Annotated in this window: 25 protein-coding genes, 1 tRNA gene and 1 pseudogene; 21 read left to right on the top strand and 6 right to left on the bottom strand. The window is 65.7% G+C overall.

Features of this window, described 5'->3' with window-relative positions; translation table 11 throughout:
• Positions 1-72: 72 nt before the first annotated feature.
• The 3 genes from X566_RS09010 to X566_RS09000 all read left to right on the top strand — a co-directional run bounded on the left by X566_RS09010 (position 73) and on the right by X566_RS09000 (position 3,170).
• A complete protein-coding gene (locus X566_RS09010) occupies positions 73-420 on the top strand; it encodes a DUF736 domain-containing protein (protein ID WP_034468223.1) in 348 nt (115 codons plus the stop codon).
• 4 nt (positions 421-424) lie between these two features.
• Positions 425-1,186 carry a lytic transglycosylase domain-containing protein gene (locus tag X566_RS09005; RefSeq protein ID WP_034465377.1) on the top strand — a complete coding sequence of 254 codons (762 nt, stop codon included), beginning with the start codon at positions 425-427 and terminating at the stop codon, positions 1,184-1,186.
• A 247-nt stretch (positions 1,187-1,433) separates the two neighbouring features.
• Positions 1,434-3,170, top strand: a complete 1,737-nt coding sequence (locus tag X566_RS09000; protein ID WP_034465376.1) for a VirD2 family relaxase/mobilization nuclease — start codon at positions 1,434-1,436, stop codon at positions 3,168-3,170.
• A gap of 50 nt (positions 3,171-3,220) precedes the next feature.
• Here X566_RS09000 and merA read toward each other — a convergent pair.
• The 4 genes and pseudogenes from merA to X566_RS08980 form a co-directional block, all read right to left on the bottom strand.
• Positions 3,221-4,627: pseudogene (gene merA, locus X566_RS08995) on the bottom strand (mercury(II) reductase); the annotation flags it as partial.
• A gap of 25 nt (positions 4,628-4,652) precedes the next feature.
• Complete coding sequence (gene merF / locus X566_RS08990) at positions 4,653-4,901, bottom strand: mercury resistance system transport protein MerF (RefSeq protein ID WP_034465372.1); 249 nt, start codon at positions 4,899-4,901, stop codon at positions 4,653-4,655.
• A gap of 10 nt (positions 4,902-4,911) precedes the next feature.
• The gene (locus X566_RS08985; protein WP_034465370.1) at positions 4,912-5,244 is read right to left on the bottom strand and encodes a heavy-metal-associated domain-containing protein; all 333 of its coding nucleotides are present in this window, start codon (positions 5,242-5,244) and stop codon (positions 4,912-4,914) included.
• A gap of 11 nt (positions 5,245-5,255) precedes the next feature.
• The gene (locus tag X566_RS08980) at positions 5,256-5,654 is read right to left on the bottom strand and encodes a mercuric transporter MerT family protein (protein WP_034465369.1); all 399 of its coding nucleotides are present in this window, start codon (positions 5,652-5,654) and stop codon (positions 5,256-5,258) included.
• Positions 5,655-5,730: 76 nt separating this feature from the next.
• On the opposite strand from X566_RS08980, the gene X566_RS08975 reads away from it, so the two are divergent.
• The 17 genes from X566_RS08975 to X566_RS08895 all read left to right on the top strand — a co-directional run bounded on the left by X566_RS08975 (position 5,731) and on the right by X566_RS08895 (position 20,064).
• Positions 5,731-6,144 carry a helix-turn-helix domain-containing protein gene (locus X566_RS08975; protein WP_034465367.1) on the top strand — a complete coding sequence of 138 codons (414 nt, stop codon included), beginning with the start codon at positions 5,731-5,733 and terminating at the stop codon, positions 6,142-6,144.
• Positions 6,144-6,470 carry a YnfA family protein gene (locus tag X566_RS08970; protein WP_034465366.1) on the top strand — a complete coding sequence of 109 codons (327 nt, stop codon included), beginning with the start codon at positions 6,144-6,146 and terminating at the stop codon, positions 6,468-6,470. Before X566_RS08975 ends, X566_RS08970 begins: the two co-directional genes overlap by 1 nt.
• 153 nt (positions 6,471-6,623) lie before the next feature.
• Positions 6,624-8,609: a conjugal transfer protein TraG gene (locus X566_RS08965; protein WP_034465365.1), complete on the top strand. Its 1,986-nt coding sequence runs from the start codon at positions 6,624-6,626 to the stop codon at positions 8,607-8,609.
• A gap of 7 nt (positions 8,610-8,616) precedes the next feature.
• Entirely contained in the window at positions 8,617-9,048 is a 432-nt protein-coding gene (locus tag X566_RS08960) for a hypothetical protein (RefSeq protein ID WP_034465364.1), read from the top strand.
• A 59-nt stretch (positions 9,049-9,107) separates the two neighbouring features.
• The gene (locus X566_RS08955; RefSeq protein ID WP_034465363.1) at positions 9,108-9,773 is read left to right on the top strand and encodes a hypothetical protein; all 666 of its coding nucleotides are present in this window, start codon (positions 9,108-9,110) and stop codon (positions 9,771-9,773) included.
• Between the two features lie 131 nt (positions 9,774-9,904).
• A complete protein-coding gene (locus tag X566_RS08950) occupies positions 9,905-10,138 on the top strand; it encodes a hypothetical protein (protein WP_152539827.1) in 234 nt (77 codons plus the stop codon).
• A 341-nt stretch (positions 10,139-10,479) separates the two neighbouring features.
• Complete coding sequence (gene trbB, locus X566_RS08945) at positions 10,480-11,412, top strand: P-type conjugative transfer ATPase TrbB (RefSeq protein WP_034465354.1); 933 nt, start codon at positions 10,480-10,482, stop codon at positions 11,410-11,412.
• Positions 11,409-11,741 carry a TrbC/VirB2 family protein gene (locus X566_RS08940; RefSeq protein ID WP_034465352.1) on the top strand — a complete coding sequence of 111 codons (333 nt, stop codon included), beginning with the start codon at positions 11,409-11,411 and terminating at the stop codon, positions 11,739-11,741. Before trbB ends, X566_RS08940 begins: the two co-directional genes overlap by 4 nt.
• Positions 11,741-12,001 carry a VirB3 family type IV secretion system protein gene (locus X566_RS08935; protein WP_034465350.1) on the top strand — a complete coding sequence of 87 codons (261 nt, stop codon included), beginning with the start codon at positions 11,741-11,743 and terminating at the stop codon, positions 11,999-12,001. Before X566_RS08940 ends, X566_RS08935 begins: the two co-directional genes overlap by 1 nt.
• A 9-nt stretch (positions 12,002-12,010) precedes the next feature.
• Positions 12,011-14,449, top strand: coding sequence for a conjugal transfer protein TrbE (gene trbE / locus X566_RS08930; protein ID WP_034465348.1), 2,439 nt, complete (start codon positions 12,011-12,013; stop codon positions 14,447-14,449).
• Complete coding sequence (trbJ, locus tag X566_RS08925) at positions 14,446-15,207, top strand: P-type conjugative transfer protein TrbJ (protein WP_034465346.1); 762 nt, start codon at positions 14,446-14,448, stop codon at positions 15,205-15,207. The genes trbE and trbJ overlap by 4 nt, the downstream gene beginning before the upstream one ends.
• 9 nt (positions 15,208-15,216) lie before the next feature.
• A complete protein-coding gene (gene trbK-alt / locus X566_RS08920) occupies positions 15,217-15,516 on the top strand; it encodes a putative entry exclusion protein TrbK-alt (RefSeq protein WP_034465344.1) in 300 nt (99 codons plus the stop codon).
• A gap of 5 nt (positions 15,517-15,521) precedes the next feature.
• Positions 15,522-16,868 (top strand): P-type conjugative transfer protein TrbL, encoded by a 1,347-nt coding sequence (gene trbL / locus X566_RS08915; RefSeq protein WP_034465341.1) that lies wholly within the window; start codon positions 15,522-15,524, stop codon positions 16,866-16,868.
• The gene (trbF, locus tag X566_RS08910) at positions 16,868-17,551 is read left to right on the top strand and encodes a conjugal transfer protein TrbF (RefSeq protein ID WP_034465340.1); all 684 of its coding nucleotides are present in this window, start codon (positions 16,868-16,870) and stop codon (positions 17,549-17,551) included. Before trbL ends, trbF begins: the two co-directional genes overlap by 1 nt.
• Positions 17,548-18,597 carry a P-type conjugative transfer protein TrbG gene (gene trbG, locus X566_RS08905; protein WP_034465338.1) on the top strand — a complete coding sequence of 350 codons (1,050 nt, stop codon included), beginning with the start codon at positions 17,548-17,550 and terminating at the stop codon, positions 18,595-18,597. Before trbF ends, trbG begins: the two co-directional genes overlap by 4 nt.
• Entirely contained in the window at positions 18,594-19,820 is a 1,227-nt protein-coding gene (locus tag X566_RS08900; protein ID WP_034465335.1) for a TrbI/VirB10 family protein, read from the top strand. Before trbG ends, X566_RS08900 begins: the two co-directional genes overlap by 4 nt.
• Before the next feature lies 1 nt (position 19,821).
• Positions 19,822-20,064: a DUF2274 domain-containing protein gene (locus X566_RS08895; protein ID WP_034465333.1), complete on the top strand. Its 243-nt coding sequence runs from the start codon at positions 19,822-19,824 to the stop codon at positions 20,062-20,064.
• Here the strand turns inward: X566_RS08895 and X566_RS08890 are convergent.
• Together X566_RS08890 and X566_RS08885 are read right to left on the bottom strand one after the other, a co-directional pair.
• Complete coding sequence (locus X566_RS08890) at positions 20,037-20,927, bottom strand: LysR family transcriptional regulator (RefSeq protein ID WP_081740107.1); 891 nt, start codon at positions 20,925-20,927, stop codon at positions 20,037-20,039. The genes X566_RS08895 and X566_RS08890 overlap by 28 nt on opposite strands.
• 420 nt (positions 20,928-21,347) lie before the next feature.
• Positions 21,348-21,422: transfer RNA gene (locus tag X566_RS08885), tRNA-Gly, on the bottom strand.
• Positions 21,423-21,682: 260 nt separating this feature from the next.
• On the opposite strand from X566_RS08885, the gene trxA reads away from it, so the two are divergent.
• Positions 21,683-22,594: a thioredoxin gene (trxA, locus tag X566_RS08880; RefSeq protein WP_034465330.1), complete on the top strand. Its 912-nt coding sequence runs from the start codon at positions 21,683-21,685 to the stop codon at positions 22,592-22,594.
• Positions 22,595-22,626: the final 32 nt, after the last annotated feature.

Genomic DNA, 22,626 nt, shown 5'->3' with positions numbered 1-22,626 from the left:
ATGACTGACCCGCTGATCGGCGTGCCGTTCGCGTCGAGCCTGTTCACCCACCGCAGACGAAAGGAACCTGCAATGTCGCAAATCGGTCGATTCACCAGCACCAAATCCGGCTATTCCGGCCGCATCCATACGCTCACTCTCGATACCGAATTGGTGCTCGTTCCCGCCGAGCATTCCGACGCCGAGAACGGGCCCGACTATCGCATCCATCTCGGCGATGCCGACGGACAGGATGTCGGTCCGGAAGTCGGCGCCGCATGGAAACGTACCGGCGAGAAGGCGGGCGACTACGTCTCGCTGCTCATCGACGATCCCGCCTTCCTGCAGCCGATTCGCGCCAACCTGTTCCAGTCCGGCGACGACAAGTCGGCCTGGTCGCTGCACTGGAACCGCCCGCCTAGGCGCGGGGAGCGGGAGTGACGCCATGCCGATCTTCCGAAATCACGATGTCGCCGGGCGGCTTCACGCCGCCCGCCGCATCACCCTCCTTCTCCTTTTCGGCCTCGCATTCACCGTCACACCGACAGTCGCCACGCTGGCGCAGATCGCGCCGCTGGAACGGCCGGTTTCGACCGATCCCTACACCGCTCATGTTGCCGAAGCCTCGCAGCGCTTCGGCGTTCCGGCTGCATGGATTCGAGCGGTCATGCGCGCGGAAAGCGCGGGCGACGTGCGCGCGATCTCGTCCGCCGGCGCCATGGGCCTGATGCAGATCATGCCCGATACCTGGGCGGACTTGCGCGTCCGTCATCGGCTCGGCAGCGATCCTTACGACCCGCGCGACAACATCCTGGCGGGCGCGGCCTACTTACGCGAAATGCACGATCGCTACGGCTCGCCCGGCTTCCTCGCCGCCTACAATGGCGGCCCCGGCCGCTACGAGGAATATCTGTCGGGAGGGCGTTCCTTGCCGGCCGAAACCCGCGCCTACGTCGCCGCGCTCGCACCTCTTGTCGGCGGCGGGGACGTCGCCGGCCCCGTCATCGTTGCCACAGCCGAGCCGTTGTCATGGACCCGTTCGCCGCTCTTTGTCGCTCGCGCGGTTGCCGCGCCGGCTGCAGATGCTGTGCCGCCCGATGGTCGCCCCAACGGCGCTGCGAATGGGCCAAGTGTGCGCGATGTTTCGGGCATCGCGCCGCAATCGAGCGGCCTGTTCGTCGCCCGGCCAAACGCGGGAGAACCGTGATGATGGCGCTCGCCCGCAATCGCAGTCTGGCGTGGCGCGGCGCATCATGGAGAGTGCGGCGGTGGGAGGCAGGCAACACGACCGGACGATGGCGGGATAAAAGGCCGCGAGGTGCGGCTTGGTCCGGTCGTGGTTTTTCAACGACTTGCGCGGCGAATGCACGAGGTGCGCCTGATCGGCGAACCTCGCGCATCCAGCGTTTTCACAGGAATTTCCGCGCGTTGATGCGATGTGCGGAGCTCCGTCGATGAGCGGCGAGGACGATTTCCGCATCCGCCCTGGCCGAATCCGCTCCTCCGGTTCCCAGCGGGTGAGGCCCTTCATCGCCCAGGCGCTCGCCGCCGCCCAGAAGGCCGGTGGCCGCGTCTCGCGTTCGGGCAGGATCACATCCGGCAACCGCTCACGCTTCGGGCGCGGCGTGCGCGCCAGCGTGCAGGCGAACCGTTTGCTGACCGGCCGCTCGCGCGGCGCCGTCATCAAGACCCGCGTCGTGCGCCACACGGCACGGTCCGCGCCGCTCGCCGCGCATCTCGGCTACCTCCGGCGCGAGGGCGTGACCCGGGACGGGGAGAAGGCCCGGCTGTTCGGTCCCGAGACCGACGACGCCGATCCCAGGGCCTTCGCCGAGCGCTGTGAGGACGACCGCCATCACTTCCGCTTCATCGTCTCGCCCGAAGACGCGGTGGAGATGTCCAATCTCAAGGCCTTCACCCGTGAGCTGATGGGCCAGATGGAGAAGGACCTCGGCACGAAGCTCGACTGGGTCGGCGTCGATCACTGGAACACCGAGCATCCACATATCCATGTCATCGTGCGCGGCCGCGCTGATGATGGCCAGGACCTCGTCATCTCCCGCGACTACATCAAGGAGGGGATGCGCGCCCGCGCCCAGGATCTGATCACTCAGGAACTCGGACCGCGCACCGATCACGAAATCCGCCGGACGCTCGAACGCCAGATCGATACCGAGCGCTGGACACAGCTCGATCGCCAGCTCGCCCGCGACGGCTATCGCACCGGCGTCATCGACCTGGCGCCGCACCCCGATCGGCAACCCGACGAATTCCATGCGCTGAAGGTCGGCCGCCTGCGCAAGCTGGAATCTCTCGGGCTCGCCGACCAGATCGGTCCGGGCCAATGGGTGCTGTCCGAGAACGCTGAAGCTACGCTTCGCGAACTCGGCGAGCGCGGCGACATCATCAAGCGCATTCACCGCGGCCTGATGGAGCGGGGCATCGAGCGCAGTGCGTCGGCTTATGTACTCGCCGGCGAGAGCCTCGACGATCCGGTCGTCGGCCGGCTGGTCGATCGCGGCCTCGACGACGAATTGAAAGGCACCGCCTATGCCGTGGTCGACGGCGTCGATGGACGGACCCACCATATCAAACTCCCTGACCTCGACGCTGCCGGCGACAGTGTGCCGGGCTCGATCGTCGAACTGCGGAAGTTCGACGACGCGCAGGGGCGGCGGCGGGTGGCGCTCGCCGTGCGTTCCGATCTTTCCGTCGAACATCAGGTGACGGCGACGGGCGCCACCTGGCTCGACCGTCAGGCCATCGCCCGCGAGCCCGTCGCGCTCGGCGGCGGGTTTGGCGCCGAAGTCCGCGAGGCGATGAACGCCCGGGCGGATCATCTGATCGAACAGGGCCTCGCCGAGCGGCAGGGCCGCAGCGTGATCTTCGCGCGCAACCTGATCGATACGCTGCGCCGCCGTGAGGTGGACGCGCTTGGCGAGAAGCTCGCCGCCGAGACCGGCCGGCCGTTCAGCCGATCCGCCACCGGCGAATATGTCGCCGGCACCTACCGGCAGCGCTGCGCGCTCGCCTCCGGTCGGTTCGCCATGATCGACGACGGCCTCGGGTTTCAGCTCGTGCCCTGGTCGCCATCGCTGGAGAAGCAACTCGGCCGCCACGTCTCCGGCGTCGCGCGCAGCGACGGGGGTATCGACTGGGGCTTCAGCCGCAAGCGAGGGCTTGGGTTGTAGAGAAGCGTCAGCTTAGGCGACAGCAAGTCAGCCAATCCTGCCCACGGGTATCAACCCGCGCAGCAGGAAAGTTTCGTTACATCCTTGTCGAAGCCCTGTGCGGCGAGCTTCAATCCCTCCACCGTCGTAAGATACGGAAAGATCGTCTCCCCGAGTTCCTTCGTCGTCATTCCATATTTGATCGCCAGCACCACGGTCTGGATGCTGTCCGCCCCCTCGGGCGCGAGGATCTGCGCCCCGAGTACGCGGTCGGTGTTCCTGTCTGCCACGAGCTTGATGAGTCCGCGCGTGTCACGGGCGGCGAGCGCCCGCGGTACTTGGTCGAGCGGCGCAACTGACGTCTTCACATCGAAACCGCGCTGTCTTGCCTGGCGTTCGGAAAGCCCGACGCCTGCGGCCTGCGGATCGGTGAAGACCACCCAGGGCATGGCGGTATTGTCATAGACAAGACTGTCGCCGTTGAGCGCATTGCGCGCGGCGAGCTTGGCACCATAGGCCGCCATATAGACGAACTGATCGCGTCCGGTCACGTCGCCGGCGGCATAGACGCCGGATTTCGAGGTGCGCATCCGGTCATCGACGACAATCCCGCCATTGGGCGCCAGCTTTATGCCGGTCTCTTCCAGACCAAGACCTGCCGTGTTGGGCGTGCGTCCGGTCGTCACCAGAACCTGCTCGGCGGCCAGCGTCTCGGCGCGCCCATCCACATCAATGGTCAGCGTGATTTCACCGTCTCGGCTCTTGATCCTGGAATAGGTCAGTCCGGTGCGAACCGTAATGCCTTCGTCGGCCAGATAGCCGGCGAGCGCCTGCGCTATTTCCGGCTCCGCCTCGGGTAGCAGGCGCGAGCGCGTGACCATGGTCACGGAGGTCCCGGCGCGGGCGAACATCTGAGCCAGCTCGCAGCCGATATAGCCGCCCCCGATGACCAGAAGCGAGCGCGGCGGCTGCTCAAGTTCCAGCGCCGTGGTGCTCGTGAGGGTGGGGACATTCTCAATGCCGGAGATGCTCGGCATGGCCGGTGACGCGCCGGTGGCGACGATGATCTTGCCAGCAGTGACGGGGCTGTCGTTCACAAGCACACCCGCTCCATTCAGCCGCGCGGCGCCCTCCAGATAGGCGATGCCGTTATATTCGGGCAGCAGATCGACATATTTCTTCTGCCGCAGTGTTCCGACGAGATCGTCCTTGGCCGCGATCAGAGCTCGCCAGTCAGCGACATGGGCCTCACCGGCGACTCCGGGAAACCGGCTTGCCGCGCGTGCGCCGTGCAATGCTTCAGCGGCGCGGATCATGGTCTTGGACGGCACGCAGCCAACATTGACACAGGTGCCGCCGATGAGCCCATGCCCAATGAGAGCCACATTAGCGCCTTGGTCGGCCGCGGCAATCGCAGCGGAAAAACCCGCCGAACCCGCGCCGATGACAGCGAGATCATAGCCACTCTTCCGGCTTCCGCCTGTGCTGCAGCAATCGGCCATGTCAGGCCCTTCCCTTGTTCGATTGTGTTTCTGAGGCGCAGCACGCCGCCGCCCGCTGCCGCCGCCAGAGCCCATAGGCAGTAATCGCGAGAAAGAGGACGAGTGCTGGAATGAGCACATAGTCGACCCACCCGAGCCAGGCCGACAGGCTAAGAGCGCCGAGCGCGATGACCAGGATCGGTGTTGCGCAGCAGACCGCCGCGATGACCGACCCGATGATGCCGGTCTTGAGGATCGTCGTGTCCTTCATCTTCCCGGACCTAGCTTCTCACTGTTGCCGGATAGCCGGCATTGGTCGAGGCCGCCGCGATCGCTTCCGGCGTCGCGATCGAAGGATCGAACACGACGGTCGCTGTCTTGGCATCGAAATTGATCTCGACCGACTTCACGCCGTTCACGCCCGCCATGGCCGATTTGACCGTGACGGGGCATAGCGCGCAGGTCATGTTCTCGATGCTGAAGCTCACCGTCCGGACGGCAGCGACTTGGGCTGCCGCCGATTGCGCGGCAAGAGGCGAGACGGCGACCATGGACAATATGCTGCCGGCGCCCAGAGCGAGCACGCTCGCGCCGATGATGAGGGATCGTTTCATGTCAACTTCTCCTAATAAAACAGCGGCGCCCACCAGTTGATCGTCAAGGCCAGGACGACAAGCACGGTCGCCAGCCAGAGAGCGGTCTTGGTGATGACGGAGGATTCCGGCCGGGCGCAGTAGGATCCCTCCACGCAAGCGGATTTCGGCTTGAAATAGACCTGCCGAAAACCAAGCCCGATGAAAACCAGCGCTACCACTGCGAAGTAGGGCTTGTAGGGTTCGAGCGCCGTTAGATTACCGATCCAGGCCCCGGAAATGCCGAGCGTCAAGAGCACGAGCGGCGCGATGCAGCAGGTCGAGGCGAGGATCGCGCCAATCACGCCGCCGGCCGCGAACCAGGTCTTCCTCCGGTCCTCGGTTTTCTGGGGCGCGCTCAGTGGTGCTGCCTCGAAATCCGTATTGCTCATGCGACTCGGCCCTCGATTTTCATCCAATCGCACGCTACGGTCTGTAGCAACTACAGACTCAAGAGGTTTTTTTACGATGAGCGATCACGGTTCGGGGAAAGGGCTGCAACGGGCCGAACTTGCCCGGCGCACGGGCTGCAATCTCGAAACCATCCGCTACTACGAGAAGGTCGGCATGATGCCCGATCCGCCGCGCACGGCATCGGGCTACCGCATTTATGCCGAGAGTCATGTCTCGCGCCTGCGCTTCATCCTGCGCGCCCGCGAACTCGGCTTCGCCATCGAGGAAATTCGCGGCCTGCTCGACCTCGTCGATGGCGGCACTCAGACCTGCGCCGAGGTGAAGGAGCGGACCGAGAGGCATCTGACTGATGTGCGCGCCAAAATTGCCGATCTCCGACGTATCGAAAAGGTGCTAGCGGCGACCGCCGCGCAGTGTTCCGGGGATGACGTCCCAGAATGCCCGGTCCTGGAGGCACTCGCATCGTGATGGCAACGCTGACGACTTATGCTGGAGCTGCTTTGGCTGAAATTGCCGGCTGCTTTGCCTTCTGGGCCTGGCTGCGCCTGGATCGATCCCCACTGTGGGTCGCACCGGGCATGGCGAGCCTTGCGCTCTTCGCGTATCTCCTCACTCGCATCGACAGCGACTTCGCGGGACGAGCCTATGCGGCCTATGGCGGCGTCTATATTGCAGCGTCGCTATTTTGGCTGTGGGCGGTCGAAGCGCAACGACCAGACCGCTGGGACGTCACGGGGGCCGTCGTGTGTATGGTCGGTGCGGCAATCATTCTCTGGGGGCCGCGCGGCGCTTAATTGTCAGATAGCTGGTCGCAATCGCGATACCGAGGCTCCTGCGCTATCGCCTGTATTTATCCTCCAGGGCACGACATCTTCGCAAGACTCGCTCATCGGTCTTGAAATCAGCCGCCATCGCGGCCGACCTCTTCTCCAGAAGGAGAAGAACCTGTGTCCGCGACCAGAATCCTCTGGGGCCAGATCCTCGTCGTCTTTTTCATCGTGCTCACCACGACCTGGGCGGCGACGCAGTGGACGGCATCGCAGCTCGGCTTCCAGCCACAACTTGGTCGGCCCTGGTTCGAACTGCTCGGCTGGCCCGTCTACTATCCGCCCGCCTTCTTCTGGTGGTGGTATTTCTACGACGCCTATGCGCCGGAGATTTTCGTCGAGGGCGCATTCATCGCCGCGTCCGGCGGCTTCATCTCGATCGCCGTGGCGATCGGCATGTCGGTCTGGCGCGCCCGCGAGGCGAAGAACGTCGAGACCTACGGTTCGGCCCGATGGGCGCGGCCGGAAGAGGTGAAGGCCGCCGGTCTCCTCGGACCCGACGGCGTCGTGCTCGGCAAGCTTGATCGCGGCTATCTGCGTCACGACGGGCCGGAGCATGTGCTTTGCTTCGCGCCGACCCGCTCCGGCAAGGGTGTCGGCCTGGTCGTGCCGTCACTGCTGACCTGGCCGGGCTCGGCGATCGTTCACGACATCAAGGGCGAGAACTGGCAGCTCACCGCCGGCTTTCGCGCGCGGCATGGTCGGGTGCTGTTGTTCGATCCGACCAATGCGAAATCTGCCGCCTACAATCCGCTGCTCGAGGTCCGTCGCGGCGAATGGGAGGTCCGCGACGTCCAGAACATCGCCGACATTCTGGTCGATCCCGAGGGCTCGCTGGAGAAGCGGAATCATTGGGAAAAGACCAGCCACGCACTTCTCGTTGGCGCGATCCTGCACGTGCTCTATGCCGAGCCCGACAAGACGCTGGCGGGCGTCGCCGCCTTCCTCTCGGACCCGAAGCGGCCGATCGAGTCGACGCTGGCCGCCATGATGAAAACGGCACACCTCGGCGACGCCGGTCCGCATCCGGTGATCGCCAGCGCGGCGCGCGAGCTGCTGAACAAGTCGGACAACGAGCGTTCCGGCGTGCTGTCCACCGCCATGTCGTTCCTCGGCCTGTACCGCGATCCCGTCGTCGCCGAGGTCACGCGCCGCTGCGATTGGCGCATCACTGACATCGTCGGTGGCGCGCAGCCGACCACGCTCTATCTCGTCGTGCCGCCTTCCGACATCAACCGCACGAAACCGCTCATCCGGCTGATCCTCAACCAGGTCGGCAGGCGATTGACCGAGGATCTGCAGGCCAAGGCCGGACGGCATCGATTGCTGCTGATGCTCGACGAGTTCCCCGCCCTGGGCCGCCTCGATTTCTTCGAGAGCGCGCTCGCCTTCATGGCGGGTTACGGCCTCAAAAGCTTCCTGATCGCGCAATCGCTGAACCAGATTGAGAAGGCCTACGGCCCGAACAACTCGATCCTCGACAACTGCCATGTTCGTGTCAGCTTCGCCACCAATGACGAGCGCACGGCAAAGCGCGTGTCCGACGCACTCGGCACGGCGACGGAAATGCGGGCGATGAAGAACTATGCCGGGCATCGTTTATCGCCCTGGCTCGGCCACCTGATGGTCTCGCGCTCGGAGACCGCACGGCCGCTGCTGACGCCCGGCGAGGTGATGCAGCTCCCGCCCGCCGACGAGATCGTCATGGTCGCGGGCACGCCACCCATCCGGGCGAAGAAAGCCCGCTACTATGAGGATGCGCGATTCCAGGAACGCATCCTGCCGCCACCGGCGCTGGCGAAGCCCAAGGAGGCCAAGGCTGACGATTGGAGCGCGCTGCCGCTGCCGCCGCGTCCCGAGATCGAGGAGACGCCGCCGCGTGACAGCCAGGACGACGACGATCCGACCGGATCGGAACGCCGGCATCAGCCCGAATTGAGCACGTCGAAGACGGTCGAGAGGAAAGAGCCGATCGACAACGAGTTCGCGCCCGATCCGGACGATGACATGGAGGACAATGCCGCGCGCGTCAGCCGGATCAACCAGCGCATGCGTCAGGTCGCCCGCCAGGCCTCGCTCGATCCCGGCGACGGCATCGAGATGTGAGACAACCATGAAGAAGCCTCCGAAGAAACAGCGCCTGTCGGTCTATCTCGATCCCGACGTCATGAAGAATCTCGCCGACTATGCCGCACGGCGTGACCATTCCCGTTCGCTAATCGCCGAGGCCGCGATCGCCTCTTTCCTGTCGCCAGACGCCGCCGAGCGGCAAGAGGCCGCGACCACCAGACGCCTCGACCAACTCGACCGCCGGATCACCCGGATGGAACGCGACCTCGGCATTGCCGTCGAGACGCTCGCGGTCTTTGTCCGCTTCTGGCTGACGACCAATCCGCCGCTGCCGGAGCCGGCGCAGGCGGCAGCCCGTGCCAAGGCCGGCGAGCGCTATGATGCCTTTGTGACCGCCCTCGGCCGTCGACTCGCCAAGGGGCCGAAGCTCCGGCAGGAGATTTCGGAGGATGTCGGCCCCGCGCAAGCGGACTGAAGCCACCAGACTTTCGGGTGCCCGTTCGCAACCCTCACGTGTCACCGGCGACCGACGCGATGAAGGACTCGATTGAGCCCATTGCGGACCATTCTGCCTCTGTTTCCTTGCCGCCTGCTGTCGAGTATTGTTTGAGCATGAGAACGGGCGCAATTCCTTTCCAATTTGACCTTAACGACCTTCTTGCCAAGGCGCGGCGTCAGTTCGCGGGTCGCGTCGGCGACGTTTCTTTCAACCTGCCTTTCGTCAGCTTTTCGGTCAGCCCGAAGGACCACGAGAAGCAGATCGCCCGTGAGCTCGTCATCCGCCTGCGCGACAGGCGAGTGTTGTCCGCGTGGGAGTGCTGCGACGACTGCATCGACAACGCCCTCGCATCGCTGCGGGAGATCAGGCAGACTCTGGTGGAGAAGCAGGTCGAGTTGTCGGGCGCGCAGGACGGCCCGCTCTACCTTCTGATCGACGCAATGCTTTTGGGCATCCGCCAGTTCATGACCTACGAGGAGGTGCTACGCCGCAGCCCCCAGGCGCCGCCCCATCCCCGCTTTGACAAGTACTGCCTACCCGAACACCGGCAGGGATACTTCGACGGCCTCGAACTGCTGCGTGGGCACCTCAGCCGCTGCCTTGGACAGATCTCCGCGATTGCCGGAATGGAGACACCCAAGGAGGGGCTGATCGCGAATTACCAAGGTCCGTGGGACAAGCAGGCCTATCTTCCCGGATGATCCCGACAGTCTCAGTCGATCTTTTGATGCTCGCTGACCGAAAGGTGGCCGAGGATCACGAAGCGGGTCTTCCGCCTGACCCAACCGTGTCGGTCGTCTCAGCCCTGCATAGCAAGTGCAAGCCGGAGGAGATGATCGCGATCGAGAGGCGGTTATTCGCGCTCGCCAACCTTATTGTCGAAGGCGATGGGAAGGCTTGGACGGTCAATGTTGAAGGCAAGGAATACACCCTCGTCCACGATGCGCTGATCCGCGCGGCAGCCACCGCGCCTCTGGCCGAGACGAAGATGATGAGCGACCTGCGATTTGGATCCGAGATTCTCGATATCGCGCTGCAAAGTGCCGAGCCGGACGGCACAGCGTAGTCGAGGACCCACGAGCAATACCGCGCTCCTTAAGCGTCCGCTTTAGCTTCCACGCTCTCGCCATTGACGGAGGTTACGTGAACTTCCGCTCGTCACCCAAGGCAGTCGCTGACAGCGCTGATGATGCAGCTCGTGTGTGACTGAATATCCTTCCGTTCCGCCGTTTCCCTGTCTTTCTTCGCCACGTCGCTACTACGCCCACAGCCTTGTTGAATCGGCCCAACTTCTGCCTCTTCTAATCGTCCCCGATCCAGGGCCGCGCGTCTGCGGTCCCGCAAGAGAACGGGGACGACGTGACGGTTTCTCAGGCAAAATCCGAGGCGATATTGCGGAGTGCGCGCATGCTCCGCACCGCGCTCGGTTCCGCCATAGCCGGCTTCCTGGAAGACCCGTCGATCGTCGAGGTGATGCTCAACCCCGACGGGCGGCTCTGGATCGACCGTCTTTCCGAGGGGCTAGCCGATACGGGTGAACGGCTGTCACCGGCCGATGGAGAACGCATCGTCCGGCTCGTCGCCCACCATGTCGGTGCCGAGGTCCATCCAGGCGCCCCACGCGTTTCGGCCGAACTGCCCGAGACGGGGGAACGGTTCGAGGGACTTCTCCCTCCCGTGGTCGCCGCGCCCGCCTTCGCCATCCGCAAGCCCGCCGTCGCCGTGTTCACGCTCGACGACTACGTGCGCTCAAGCATCATGGCCACCGATCAGGCCGCGATCTTGCGCGAGGCCGTCGCCGACCGGCGCAACATCCTGGTCGCCGGCGGCACCTCGACCGGCAAGACGACACTTACGAACGCATTGCTGGCGGAGGTGTCGAAGACGTCCGACCGCGTGGTGCTGATCGAGGACACCCGTGAACTGCAATGCGCCGCGCCGAACCTCGTGGCGCTGCGCACCAAGGATGGCGTCGCTTCGCTTTCCGATCTCGTGCGCTCGTCGCTGCGCTTGCGACCGGACCGCATCCCAATCGGCGAGGTGCGTGGGAGCGAAGCGCTGGATCTCCTCAAAGCCTGGGGCACCGGCCATCCGGGCGGCATCGGCACCATTCATGCCGGCAGCGCCATCGGCGCACTGCGCCGGCTCGAGCAGCTCATCCAGGAAGCCGTCATCACTGTGCCCAGAGCGCTGATTGCCGAGACGATCGATCTCGTAGCCGTCCTCGCCGGCCGCGGCTCGTCCCGCCGCCTCGCCGAACTCGCCCGCGTCGATGGGCTCGATGCGCACGGCGATTACCGCCTCACCCCCGCTGTCCCAGCCACAGGAGATCCCGCATGATCCACCGCCTTTCGCGTATCCGCCGTTACATCGCAACGGCGACCTCGGTCGCCGTCCTCAGCCTGATGCTCGCGCCGGCCGCTCACGCCTCCGGCTCGTCGATGCCATGGGAGGCCCCGCTCCAGTCGATCCTTCAGTCGATCGAGGGGCCGGTCGCCAAGATCATCGCCGTCATCATCATCATTGTCACCGGCCTGACGCTGGCCTTCGGCGACACCTCGGGCGGCTTCCGCAGGCTGATCCAAATCGTGTTCGGCCTGTCGATCGCGTTTGCAGCCAGTTCCTTCTTCCTGTCCTTCTTCTCCTTCGGCGGCGGGGCGCTCGTCTGATGGATGAGGTCCCCGGATTCTCCGTCCCGGTCCACCGGGCGCTGACCGAGCCCATTCTGCTCGGAGGCGCCCCGCGCTCGATCGCCATCCTCAACGGGACGCTGGCAGCGGCCCTCGGCCTCGGCCTGCGCCTGTGGCTGGTCGGGCTCGGCCTCTGGGCCGTCGGCCATTTCGCTGCGATGTGGGCGGCCAAACGCGATCCGATGTTCGTCGACGTGGTGCGCCGGCATCTGCGCATCCCCGGCCATCTGAGCGTGTGAGACCGGCCCATGATGAACCTCACCGAATATCGCCGCACCGCCGCCCGCCTCGCCGACTTTCTGCCCTGGGCCGCGCTCGTGGGTGAAGGCGTCATCCTCAACAAGGACGGCTCGTTCCAGCGCACGGCGCGCTTTCGCGGCCCCGATCTCGACAGCGCCGTCCCGGCCGAGCTGGTCGCGGTCGCAGGGCGGCTCAACAATGCCTTTCGCCGCCTGGGCTCAGGCTGGGCGATCTTCGTCGAAGCTGAGCGCCATCCCGTTGGCGCTTACCCGGCGAGCCACTTTCCCGATCCGGCATCGGCATTGGTCGATGCCGAGCGCAAGGCGAATTTCGAGGAGGACGGCGCGCATTTCGAGTCGAGCTACTTCCTGACCTTCGTCTACCTGCCGCCGGCCGAGGACGCGGCGCGCGCCGAGACCTGGCTCTACGAGGGCCGCGAACAGACCGGCATCGACCCTCACGAGGTTCTGCGCGGCTTCGTCGATCGCACCGACCGCATCCTTCAGCTCATCGAGGGCTTCATGCCCGAGTGCGCCTGGCTCGACGACGCCGAAACGCTGACCTACCTGCATGGCTGCGTCTCTTGCCAACGCCATCGCGTCCGCGTCCCCGAAATTCCGATGTATCTCGACGCGCTGCTGGCGGATCAGCCGCTCACCGGCGGCCTCGAACCGCGCCTCGGCAACGCGCATATGCGGGTACTGACGATCGTCGGCTTCCCGACGGCAACCACGCCCGGCATCCTGGACGAACTCAACCGGCTCGCCTTTTCCTATCGCTGGTCGACGCGCGCCGTCCTTCTCGACAAGACCGACGCCACCAGGCTGCTCACCAGAATCCGGCGGCAGTGGTTCGCCAAGCGCAAGTCGATCGCCGCCATCCTCAAGGAGGTGATGACCAACGAGGCTTCGGCGCTGGTCGACACCGACGCGGCGAACAAGGCCGCCGACGCCGATCTCGCGCTGCAGGAGCTCGGGCAGGATTTCGCGGGGCAGGCCTATGTGACGGCAACCGTCACCGTCTGGGACGACGATCCCCGGATCGCGGCGGAGAAGCTGCGGCTCGTCGAGAAGGTCATCCAGGGCCGCGACTTCACGGCGATGCCGGAGACGATCAACGCAGTCGATGCCTGGCTCGGCTCGCTGCCCGGCCACGTCTACGCCAATGTCCGGCAGCCGCCGGTCTCGACGCTCAACCTCGCCCACATGATCCCGCTTTCGGCGGTATGGGCGGGGCCGGAACGGGACGAGCACTTCGCTGCTCCCCCCTTGCTCTTCGGCAAGACAGAGGGCTCGACCCCGTTCCGGTTTTCCCTTCACGTCGGCGATGTCGGCCACACCCTCGTCGTCGGCCCGACTGGCGCCGGCAAATCGGTTCTGCTGGCGCTGATGGGGCTTCAGTTCCGCCGTTACGCGGGAAGCCAGGTCTTCGCCTTCGACTTCGGCGGTTCGATCCGCGCCGCGGCGCTTGGCATGGGCGGTGACTGGCACGACCTCGGCGGCGGGCTGACCGAAGGTGCGGAGACGTCCGTCTCGCTCCAGCCGCTCGCGCGCATCCATGACGTGCCGGAGCGTGCATGGGCGGCCGACTGGATCGTCGCGATCCTGATGCGCGAGGGCATCGCCATTACCCCGGACGTCAAGGAGCATCTCTGGTCGGCGCTGACGTCGCTCGCCAGCGCGCCGGTCGGCGAGCGGACGATCACGGGGCTTGCCGTCCTGCTGCAATCGAACGATTTGAAGCAGGCGCTGCGGCCCTATTGCGTCGGCGGCGCCTACGGGCGGCTGCTCGACGCGGAATCCGAACATCTCGGCAGCGCCTCGGTACAGGCGTTCGAGACCGAGGGGCTGATCGGCACGGGCGCCGCGCCGGCCGTGCTCGCCTATCTGTTCCACCGCATCGAGGACCGGCTCGACGGCAGCCCCACGCTGCTGATCGTGGACGAAGGCTGGCTCGCCCTCGATGACGAGGGCTTTGCCGGCCAGCTCCGCGAGTGGCTGAAGACGCTGAGGAAGAAGAACGCTTCCGTCGTCTTCGCCACGCAGTCGCTCTCCGACATCGATAATTCGGCGATCGCACCGGCGATCATCGAGAGCTGCCAGACCCGGCTGCTGCTGCCGAACGAGCGGGCGATCGAGCCGCAGATCGCGGCCATCTATCGCCGCTTCGGGCTCAACGACCGGCAGATCGAGATCCTCGCCCGCGCCATGCCGAAGCGCGACTATTACTGCCAGTCGCGGCGCGGCAACCGGCTCTTCGAGCTGGGCCTGAGCGAGGTCGCGCTCGCGCTCTGCGCCGCGTCATCCAAGACCGACCAGGTCGCCATCGCGCGCATCCTCGAGAGCGAAGGCCGCGACGGCTTCCTTGCCGCGTGGCTGCGCCACCGCGATGTCGCCTGGGCCGCCGACCTCATTCCCGACCTTACCAACCTGGAGACCAAGCCATGATTATCCGTCGTTCCCGCGCGGCGCTTCTCGCCGCGACCATCTTCGCGCTGCCCGGCGCCGTCACGCCCATTTTCGTGCAGCCGGCAGCCGCCGCCTGGATCGTCTACGATCCGACCAACTATGCGCAGAACGTGCTGCAGGCAGCGCGGGCGCTCGAGCAAATCAACAACCAGATCACCTCGCTTCAGAACGAAGCGCAGATGCTGATCAATCAGGCCCGCAACCTTGCCAGCCTGCCTTACTCGTCGCTCCAGCAGCTCCAGCAATCGGTGCAGCGCACCCAGCAGCTCCTGAATCAAGCGCAGAATATCGCTTTCGACGTGAGCCAAATCGACCAGGCGTTCCAATCGACCTATGGCAACGCCTCGCTCACGGCTTCGGACCAGCAACTCGTCACCCAGGCGCGCGAACGCTGGCAGAATACCGTCGCCGGGCTTCAGGATGCGATGCGCGTCCAGGCGGGCGTCGTCGGCAATATCGACACCAACCGCGCGCAGATGTCCGCACTCGTCGGCCAGAGCCAGAATGCTGCCGGCGCGCTGCAGGCAACCCAGGCCGGCAACCAGCTTCTCGCGCTCCAGGCGCAGCAGCTCGCCGACCTCACTGCGGTTGTCGCCGCCAACGGCCGGGCGCAGGCGCTCTCCGAAGCCGAGCGTGCCGCAGCAGCCGAACAGGGCCGCGAGCAGCGCCGGCGGTTCCTGACGCCAGGCGTCGGCTACCAACCCGGCAATGCCCGCATGTTCCAGAACGGCAATTGAGGGCCGGTCATGGACGGCAAGATGCTGGCCCGCCTCGGCGCCATCGTGTTCGTCGCGGTGGCGATCACCGCGACGGCGATCGAGCTGACCCGCAAGGAGGAAGAGCCGGCCGCCCGGTCTGAGAGACAGGCCGGAACGTCCTCGGCCGATCCGCTCCGCGACGAGTTGAGGCGCTGTCAGCGCCTCGGCGAGGCGGCAACGCGCGATCCCGCCTGCCTGCGCGCCTGGGCGGACAACCGCGAGCGCTTTCTCACACCCGGCCCATCGCCCGCCGTCCCGCCGTCGGCATCACCTTCAGAGACGCGATAGGCATCATGGGCGGGACCGGCGTCATCGACCATTTCCTCGAGGTCTTCACCCGCTACATCGACAGCGGCTTCGGTCTGCTTGGATCCGAGGTCGCGTTCATCGCGACCACGCTGATCGTCATTGACGTGACGCTGGCCGCGCTGTTCTGGAGCTGGGGCGCCGACGACGACATCATCGCCCGCCTCGTCAAGAAGACGCTGTTCGTCGGCGTCTTCGCCTACATCATCTCCAACTGGAACAATCTCGCCCGCATCGTCTTCGAGAGCTTCGCCGGCCTCGGCCTGAAAGCCTCGGGCACCGGCTTCTCGACCGCCGATCTCCTGCGTCCCGGCAGGGTGGCGCAGACCGGCCTCGATGCAGGCCGGCCGCTGCTCGACTCCATCTCCGACCTGATGGGCTACTGGTCGTTCTTCGAGAACTTCATCCAGATCGCCTGCATGTTCCTCGCCTGGGCGCTGGTGCTGCTCGCTTTCTTCATCCTCGCCGTCCAGCTTTTCGTCACGCTGATCGAGTTCAAGCTGACGACGCTCGCCGGCTTCGTGCTCATTCCCTTCGGGCTCTTCGGCAAGTCGGCCTTCATGGCCGAACGGGTGCTCGGCAACATCATCTCGTCGGGCATCAAGGTTCTCGTGCTCGCCGTCATCATCGGCATCGGCTCGACGCTCTTCTCCGAATTCACCGCCGGCTTCGGCGGCGCGACCCCGACCATCGACGAGGCGATGGCGATCGTGCTCGCCGCGCTGTCGCTGCTCGGCCTCGGCATCTTCGGCCCGGGCATCGCCAATGGTCTCGTCTCCGGCGGCCCGCAGCTCGGCGCGGGCGCCGCCGTCGGAGCCGGTCTCGCCGCCGGCGGTGCCATGGTGGCGGCAGGAGCGGCAGGCGGCATGGTGCTTCGTGGAGGCGGGGCCGCCCTGTCCGGCGGAGCCGCCGCCGCGCGGGGCGGGGCCGCGCTCGCGGGCGGCGCGTCGACCGCCTACAGCCTCGGCGCCGCTGGCCAGACGGGCGCCGCGAGTGTGGCTTCCGGCCTTGGCGCCGTTGCCCACGCGGCGGGCGGCGCAGCCATATCGCCCCTTCGCCGAGCAGCAACGCGCGCCTCCCAAGCCGTGAAATCGAGCTTCACCGAGGGCGGCAAGTCGGCCCTCGAATACACGGGCGGCACTTCGATCATGGGCACGATCGGCGGGCGAACGACCGAGGCGTCCGAACGAACTGACGGGCCGCCGGATTGGGCCAGGCGGATGAGGCGCTCCCAGACCATGAGTCACGGCGTGTCCGCCGCCGCGCACGCCGTCCGCGCCGGCGACAGCCATGGCTCGGGCTCTTCCATCAATCTTTCCGAAAGTGATCGCTGATGTTCAAACGACCATCCACCCATTACGGCAGGACGCCCGCGCCGGAAACGCCCTACCAGAAGGCCGCGCAGGTGTGGGACGAGCGCATCGGCTCGGCGCGCGTCCAGGCGAGGAACTGGCGGCTGATGGCCTTCGGCTGCCTGTTCCTCTCGGCCGGATTCGCCGCGGCCCTCGTCTGGCAATCGGGGCGCGGCACCGTCGTCCCCTGGGTGGTGCAGGTCGACAATCTCGGCCAGGCGCAGGCGGTGGCCCCGGCCGTTGCAGACTATCGACCGACCGACCCCCAGATCGCCTGGCACCTTGCCCGCTTCATCGAGCAGGTCCGCTCGATTCCCGCCGACGCGATCATCGTGCGGCAGAACTGGCTGCGCGCCTACGACTTCACGACCGACCGGGGCGCGATGGCGCTCAACGACTATGCCCGCTCGAACGATCCCTTCACCAGGGTCGGCAAGCAGCAGGTCGCCATCGACGTCTCCAGCGTCATCCGGGCGTCGCCCGAGTCTTTCCGCGTCGCCTGGACCGAGCGCCGTTATCAGGACGGCGCGCTCGCCGAGACCTCGCGCTGGACCGCCATCCTCACCGTCGTCGTGCAGCCGCCGCGCGACACCGAGAAACTCCGGGCCAACCCGCTCGGCATCTACGTCAACGCCATCAACTGGTCACGGGAGCTTGGGCAATGAAGCCGCATTTCCACAAAGCCGGAAACACGGCTTTCCCCACAATCGTATTGCCGACCTTGCGCAAATCCGCGCTGCCGCTTCTGCTGCTTTGCACGACCGCGCTCGCCGGTTGTGCGACGACGCACAGACCGCCTGAGATTTCCTATGATGACGCAGCACCGGCGACGCTGCGCGCCGATCCGCCCGCGCCGGTGCAGGTGGTTGAACTGCCAAAGCCCTTGCCGTTGCCTGGGCAGATGAAGCCGGTGAATGAGGCGCAGCGCACGCCCGAGCCTGCCGATCCCGCCGCGCGGGTCAATCAGGCCAATGCGGCCGCGCGCGTGCAGCCGGTGCGCGACGGCTTCATCAATGCGATGCAGGTCTATCCCTTCACGGGAGGAGCTCTCTATCAGGTCTATACCGCCGTCGGCCAGATCACCGATATCGCGCTCCAGCCCGGCGAGCAGCTCGTCGGCTCCGGTCCCGTCGCCGCCGGCGACACCGTGCGCTGGATCATCGGCGACACCGAGAGCGGATCGGGCGCGACGAAACAGATCCACATCCTGGTGAAGCCGACACGCGCCGACCTCACCACCAATCTCGTCATCAACACCGACCGGCGCACCTACCACATGGAGCTGCGGTCGACCGAGCGAACCTATATGGCCTCGGTCTCCTGGCAATATCCGCAGGACCAGCTCATTGCGCTCCGCCGGCAGAATGCCGAGGCCCAGGCTGCCCAGCCCGTCGCGACCGGCGTCGATCTTGCCAACATCAATTTCCGCTATGCGGTCGAAGGTGACCGGGCGCCGTGGCGACCCTTGCGCGCCTATGACGACGGCCGTCAAGTCTTCATCGAGTTCCCGCGCGGGATCGGCCAGGGCGAGATGCCGCCGCTGTTCATCGTCGGGCCGGAGGGCAATAGCTCGGAATTGGTCAATTACCGCGTGCGCGGCAACTACATGATCGTCGACCGGCTGTTCGCCGCCGCCGAACTGCGCTTCGGCGCCGGCAGTTCCCAGAAGCGCGTCCGCGTCGTGCGCACCGATGGGAGGCCCGCGTCGTGAGTGACAATGATCCCCGGAAAGAGGAAGGGGCAGAGCCTGACGAGGCTCGGCCGCTGACCGGCGAGCCCGCGGCGCCGCCCGCCATGCGTCTGCGCGCCGAGCCGCCGCGCGTCACGCGGCTGTCGCCGAAGGTGCTGGCCGGAATCGGCCTCATCGCTTGCGCCGGCATCGGCGGCGCGCTGATCTACGCGCTCCAGACCCGCGACGGCGGAAAGCAGGCGCAGGAACTCTACTCGACCGAGAACCGCACGACGGCGGATGGCCTCGCCGGACTGCCGCGCGACTATACCGGTCCGATCCTGGGGCAACCGCTTCCCGGCGATCTCGGCCGCCCAATCCTCGACGCACAGAACCGCGGCCAGGCCGTCCCGGTGCCTGGAATGGCGGCGCCAACCCCGGGCATTAGCGCCGAAGAGCAGCGCCGGCTCCAGGAGATCGAAGCCGCTCGCACGAGCCGGCTGTTCGCAGCGACCGAGACCCGCCCGCCTTCAGCCGCCAATCCCGATTCCGCGTCGTCCAATCAGCCGGTCCTGCCCGACCTCGCCAGTCTGGGCCTGGCGCCGCAGCCGGCGACACCCTCGGCGCAGGAGCGGCAGCTCGCCTTCCTCAATGCGGCCGTCGACCGCCGCACCGTCTCGCCCGACCGCATCGCCGCGCCGGCCTCTCCCTATGTGCTCCAGGCGGGCGCCGTCATCCCGGCGGCCTTGATCACCGGCATCCGCTCCGACCTGCCGGGCCAGATCACCGCGCAGGTGACTGAGAACGTCTATGACAGCCCGACCGGCCGGCTGCTGCTCGTGCCCCAGGGCACACGACTGATCGGCCAGTACGACAATGGCGTCGGTTTCGGCCAAAGGCGCGTGCTCCTCGTCTGGAACCGCCTCATCATGCCGAACGGCCGGTCAATCGTACTCGAGCGCCAGCCGGGTGCAGACGCTGAAGGCTATGCCGGCCTCGAGGACGGCGTCGACTATCATTGGTGGGACATCGCAAAGGCGGCCGCGCTCTCGACCCTGCTCGGCATCGGCGCGGAACTGGCCGCCGACGACAATGATCGGCTGATCAGCGCCATTCGCGGCGGGGCGCAGGACACGATCAACGATGCCGGCCAGCAGATCGTTCGGCGCCAGCTCAACGTGGCGCCGACGCTGACCATCCGGCCCGGCTTTCCGGTCCGCGTGGTCGTTACGCGCGATCTTGTCCTCGAGCCCTACGGAAGTTGACATGGCGAAGCTGAAACTCGGCCCCATCGCTGACGACCGACCCGTCAAACTCACCATCGAGCTTCCCGCCGCGGTGCATCGCGACCTCGTCGCCTATGCCGAGGTCCTGGGCCGGGAGACGGGCCAGCCTGTGGGCGAGCCGGCCAAGCTGATTGCCCCGATGGTGGAACGCTTCATGGCGACCGATCGCGCATTCGCGAAGGCGCGGCGAAACCCTCAATCGCCATTGCCCAGCAAGGGATAACGCTCCTCGAGCAGCTTGAGGAAATGCGCCAGCGCCGGATTGTCGTTGTCACCTTGCCAGTAGGCGGCATAGCTGATCCGGCTCGGGCCGTTGCCATCGCGCGCCTCGCGATAGACCACGCCCGCATAGCTGGCGCCAATGCATGCCTCGCACATCAGGCTGACGCCGAACCCCGCGCCGACCAGGCTCTTGATGTTCTCGCGGCTGATGTCATGGCTGATGACCTTCGGCCGCTCGCCGGGCGCGGCGAGCTTCGCCAGAAGGATGTCCTGAATCTCCGGTCCCGGATCACGGTGGCTGAGGAGGAAGGTCTCGTCCCTGAGATCCGTCCAGTAGACGATGTTGTTGCTGGCCAGCCGGTGGCCTTCGGGCAGCGCGACCATGACGCGCTCGCTCCAAAGCGGCATGGCCTTCACATTGCGTGCGGTCGGCTCTCCGGTGACGATGGCGACGTCGAGCGTGCCGCGCTCCAGGCCGGCGAACAGGCTCCGCCGCGTTCCCTCGATCGTCTGAATGTCCACTTTCGGAAAGCGGGCTGCATATTCGATCAGGCTGGCGCGCAGATTTCCGGCCGACAGCGACGTGTAAAACCCGACGGTGAGCTGGCCGGATTCGCCCTTGCCCATGTCTTTGGCGGTCGCCTCCATATGGTCGACGGTTTCGACAAGGTGGCGGGAGGTGCGCAGCACTTCGGCGCCGGCGGTCGTCAGGCGCACACCGCCGCTGGTTCGCTCGAATATCTTGACGCCCAATCGGTCTTCCATCTGGCGAATGCAGCGGCTCAGCGTCGATTGCTTGACACCAAGTTCCTCAGCCGCGCGCCTGAAGCTCTGGAAATGAGCAGCGGCGACCGCATAGCGCAAATGTCTCAGTTCGATACCCGCTGCCAGTGATCGGAACTCCTCCTGGCGCTTCCGGCCCCGCCTAGTCTGGCGTCACCGGGAGACTTTATGTTCGGCTGATGCGCGACCTTTTCAATGGTATGCCGTTGACACGCCGCAATTGTGGCCGTCCGAACCGTGCAACCGATTCGGATCATCAGACGCTGACAGGAGTATAATCCGATGAGTTTTGAAACGCTAATGAGAAGCATTCGCATATGTCGCCGAACGACAGCCGGCGGTTGGTTCGCTTGTCAGCGGACCGCCGTCAGCGCGCTACCGCATCCGGCGACTTCCATCCGGTTGCCTAGACTGCGCCTAGATCATGACCGATGGATGCCACTCTAAACAAAAACGGCCCCGAAGGGCCGTCTTCAAGTGCTTGATTTTTCTATGAAAAACTGGAGCGGGCGAAGGGATTCGAACCCTCGACCCCAACCTTGGCAAGGTTGTGCTCTACCCCTGAGCTACACCCGCATCCGAGAGAAATGGCGGCCAGCGGCCGCGCAGCCGCCTTCCTATGCCAAAACCCTGTGCGCATTGCAACAGGCTGTGTGGGGGCCACGGCATTCATTTTCAAAGATAAAAACTGGTCGGCCGTAAAAACGAGGCATCGCGCCGCAAAGCACCCTCAGAAACAGCCCGGCGACCGTTCCGCATTGAAAATCCCACCAAAACCGCCATTTATGTCGCGAGCATGCTATGGAACCAGGACTGCAAACCGGGCGAGGACGAACGTGACGATAGTTGAAGGCAATGGCGCCACGCCAGCCGGTGGCGACCTGATCAAGGACACCACGACGCAGACCTTCGTTAAGGATGTGATCGAGGAATCGAAACGCCAGCCGGTCTTGATCGACTTCTGGGCTCCTTGGTGCGGCCCCTGCCGCCAGCTTACGCCGATTCTTGAGAAAGCGGTCCGCGCCGCCAAGGGCAAGGTCAAGCTGGTCAAGATGAACATCGACGAACACCCGCAGATTCCGGGCCAGATGGGCATCCAATCGATTCCCGCCGTGATCGCATTTGCCGACGGACGGCCCGCGGACGGCTTTATGGGCGCGCTGCCGGAAAGCCAGGTCACCGCCTTCATCGACAAGCTGACCAAGGGCATGCCGGGCCCGGCCAGTGTCGCCGACCTTCTGAAGGAGGCGGAAACGGCGTTGAACGAGGGCGATACGAGCACGGCCGCTTCGATCTACGCGGAGGTGCTGCAGGAGGACTCGACCAATATCGTGGCGCTGGCGGGCCTCGCCCGCTGCTATGTCGAGACCGACGCGATCGACCAGGCCAAGCAAACGCTGGCGATGATCCCCGAGGCCAAGCGCGGCGAGGCCGCGGTCAAGGCGGTGCAGGCGGCGATCGATCTCGCCGAGCAGGCGAAATCGCTCGGTCCGGTCACAGAACTGGAGCAGAAGCTCGCCGCCAACCCGCTCGACCATCAGGCGCGCTTCGATCTGGCGCTGGCGCTCAACGCCAACGGCGATCGCCTCAATGCTGCCAATCATCTGCTGGACATTGTGAAGCGGGATCGGACGTGGAACGACGACGGCGCGCGCAAGCAGCTCGTCCAGTTCTTCGAAGCCTGGGGCGGCGCGGACGACGCCACGGTCGAAGGGCGCAAGCGGTTGTCATCGATTCTGTTCTCTTAAGAGCGCAATCACGACGGCGTAACGCGGGGACG

The sequence above is a fragment of the Afipia sp. P52-10 genome, assembly GCF_000516555.1.
Classification (GTDB): Bacteria; Pseudomonadota; Alphaproteobacteria; order Rhizobiales; family Xanthobacteraceae; genus P52-10.
This window is presented reverse-complemented; position numbering and strand designations above follow the sequence as displayed.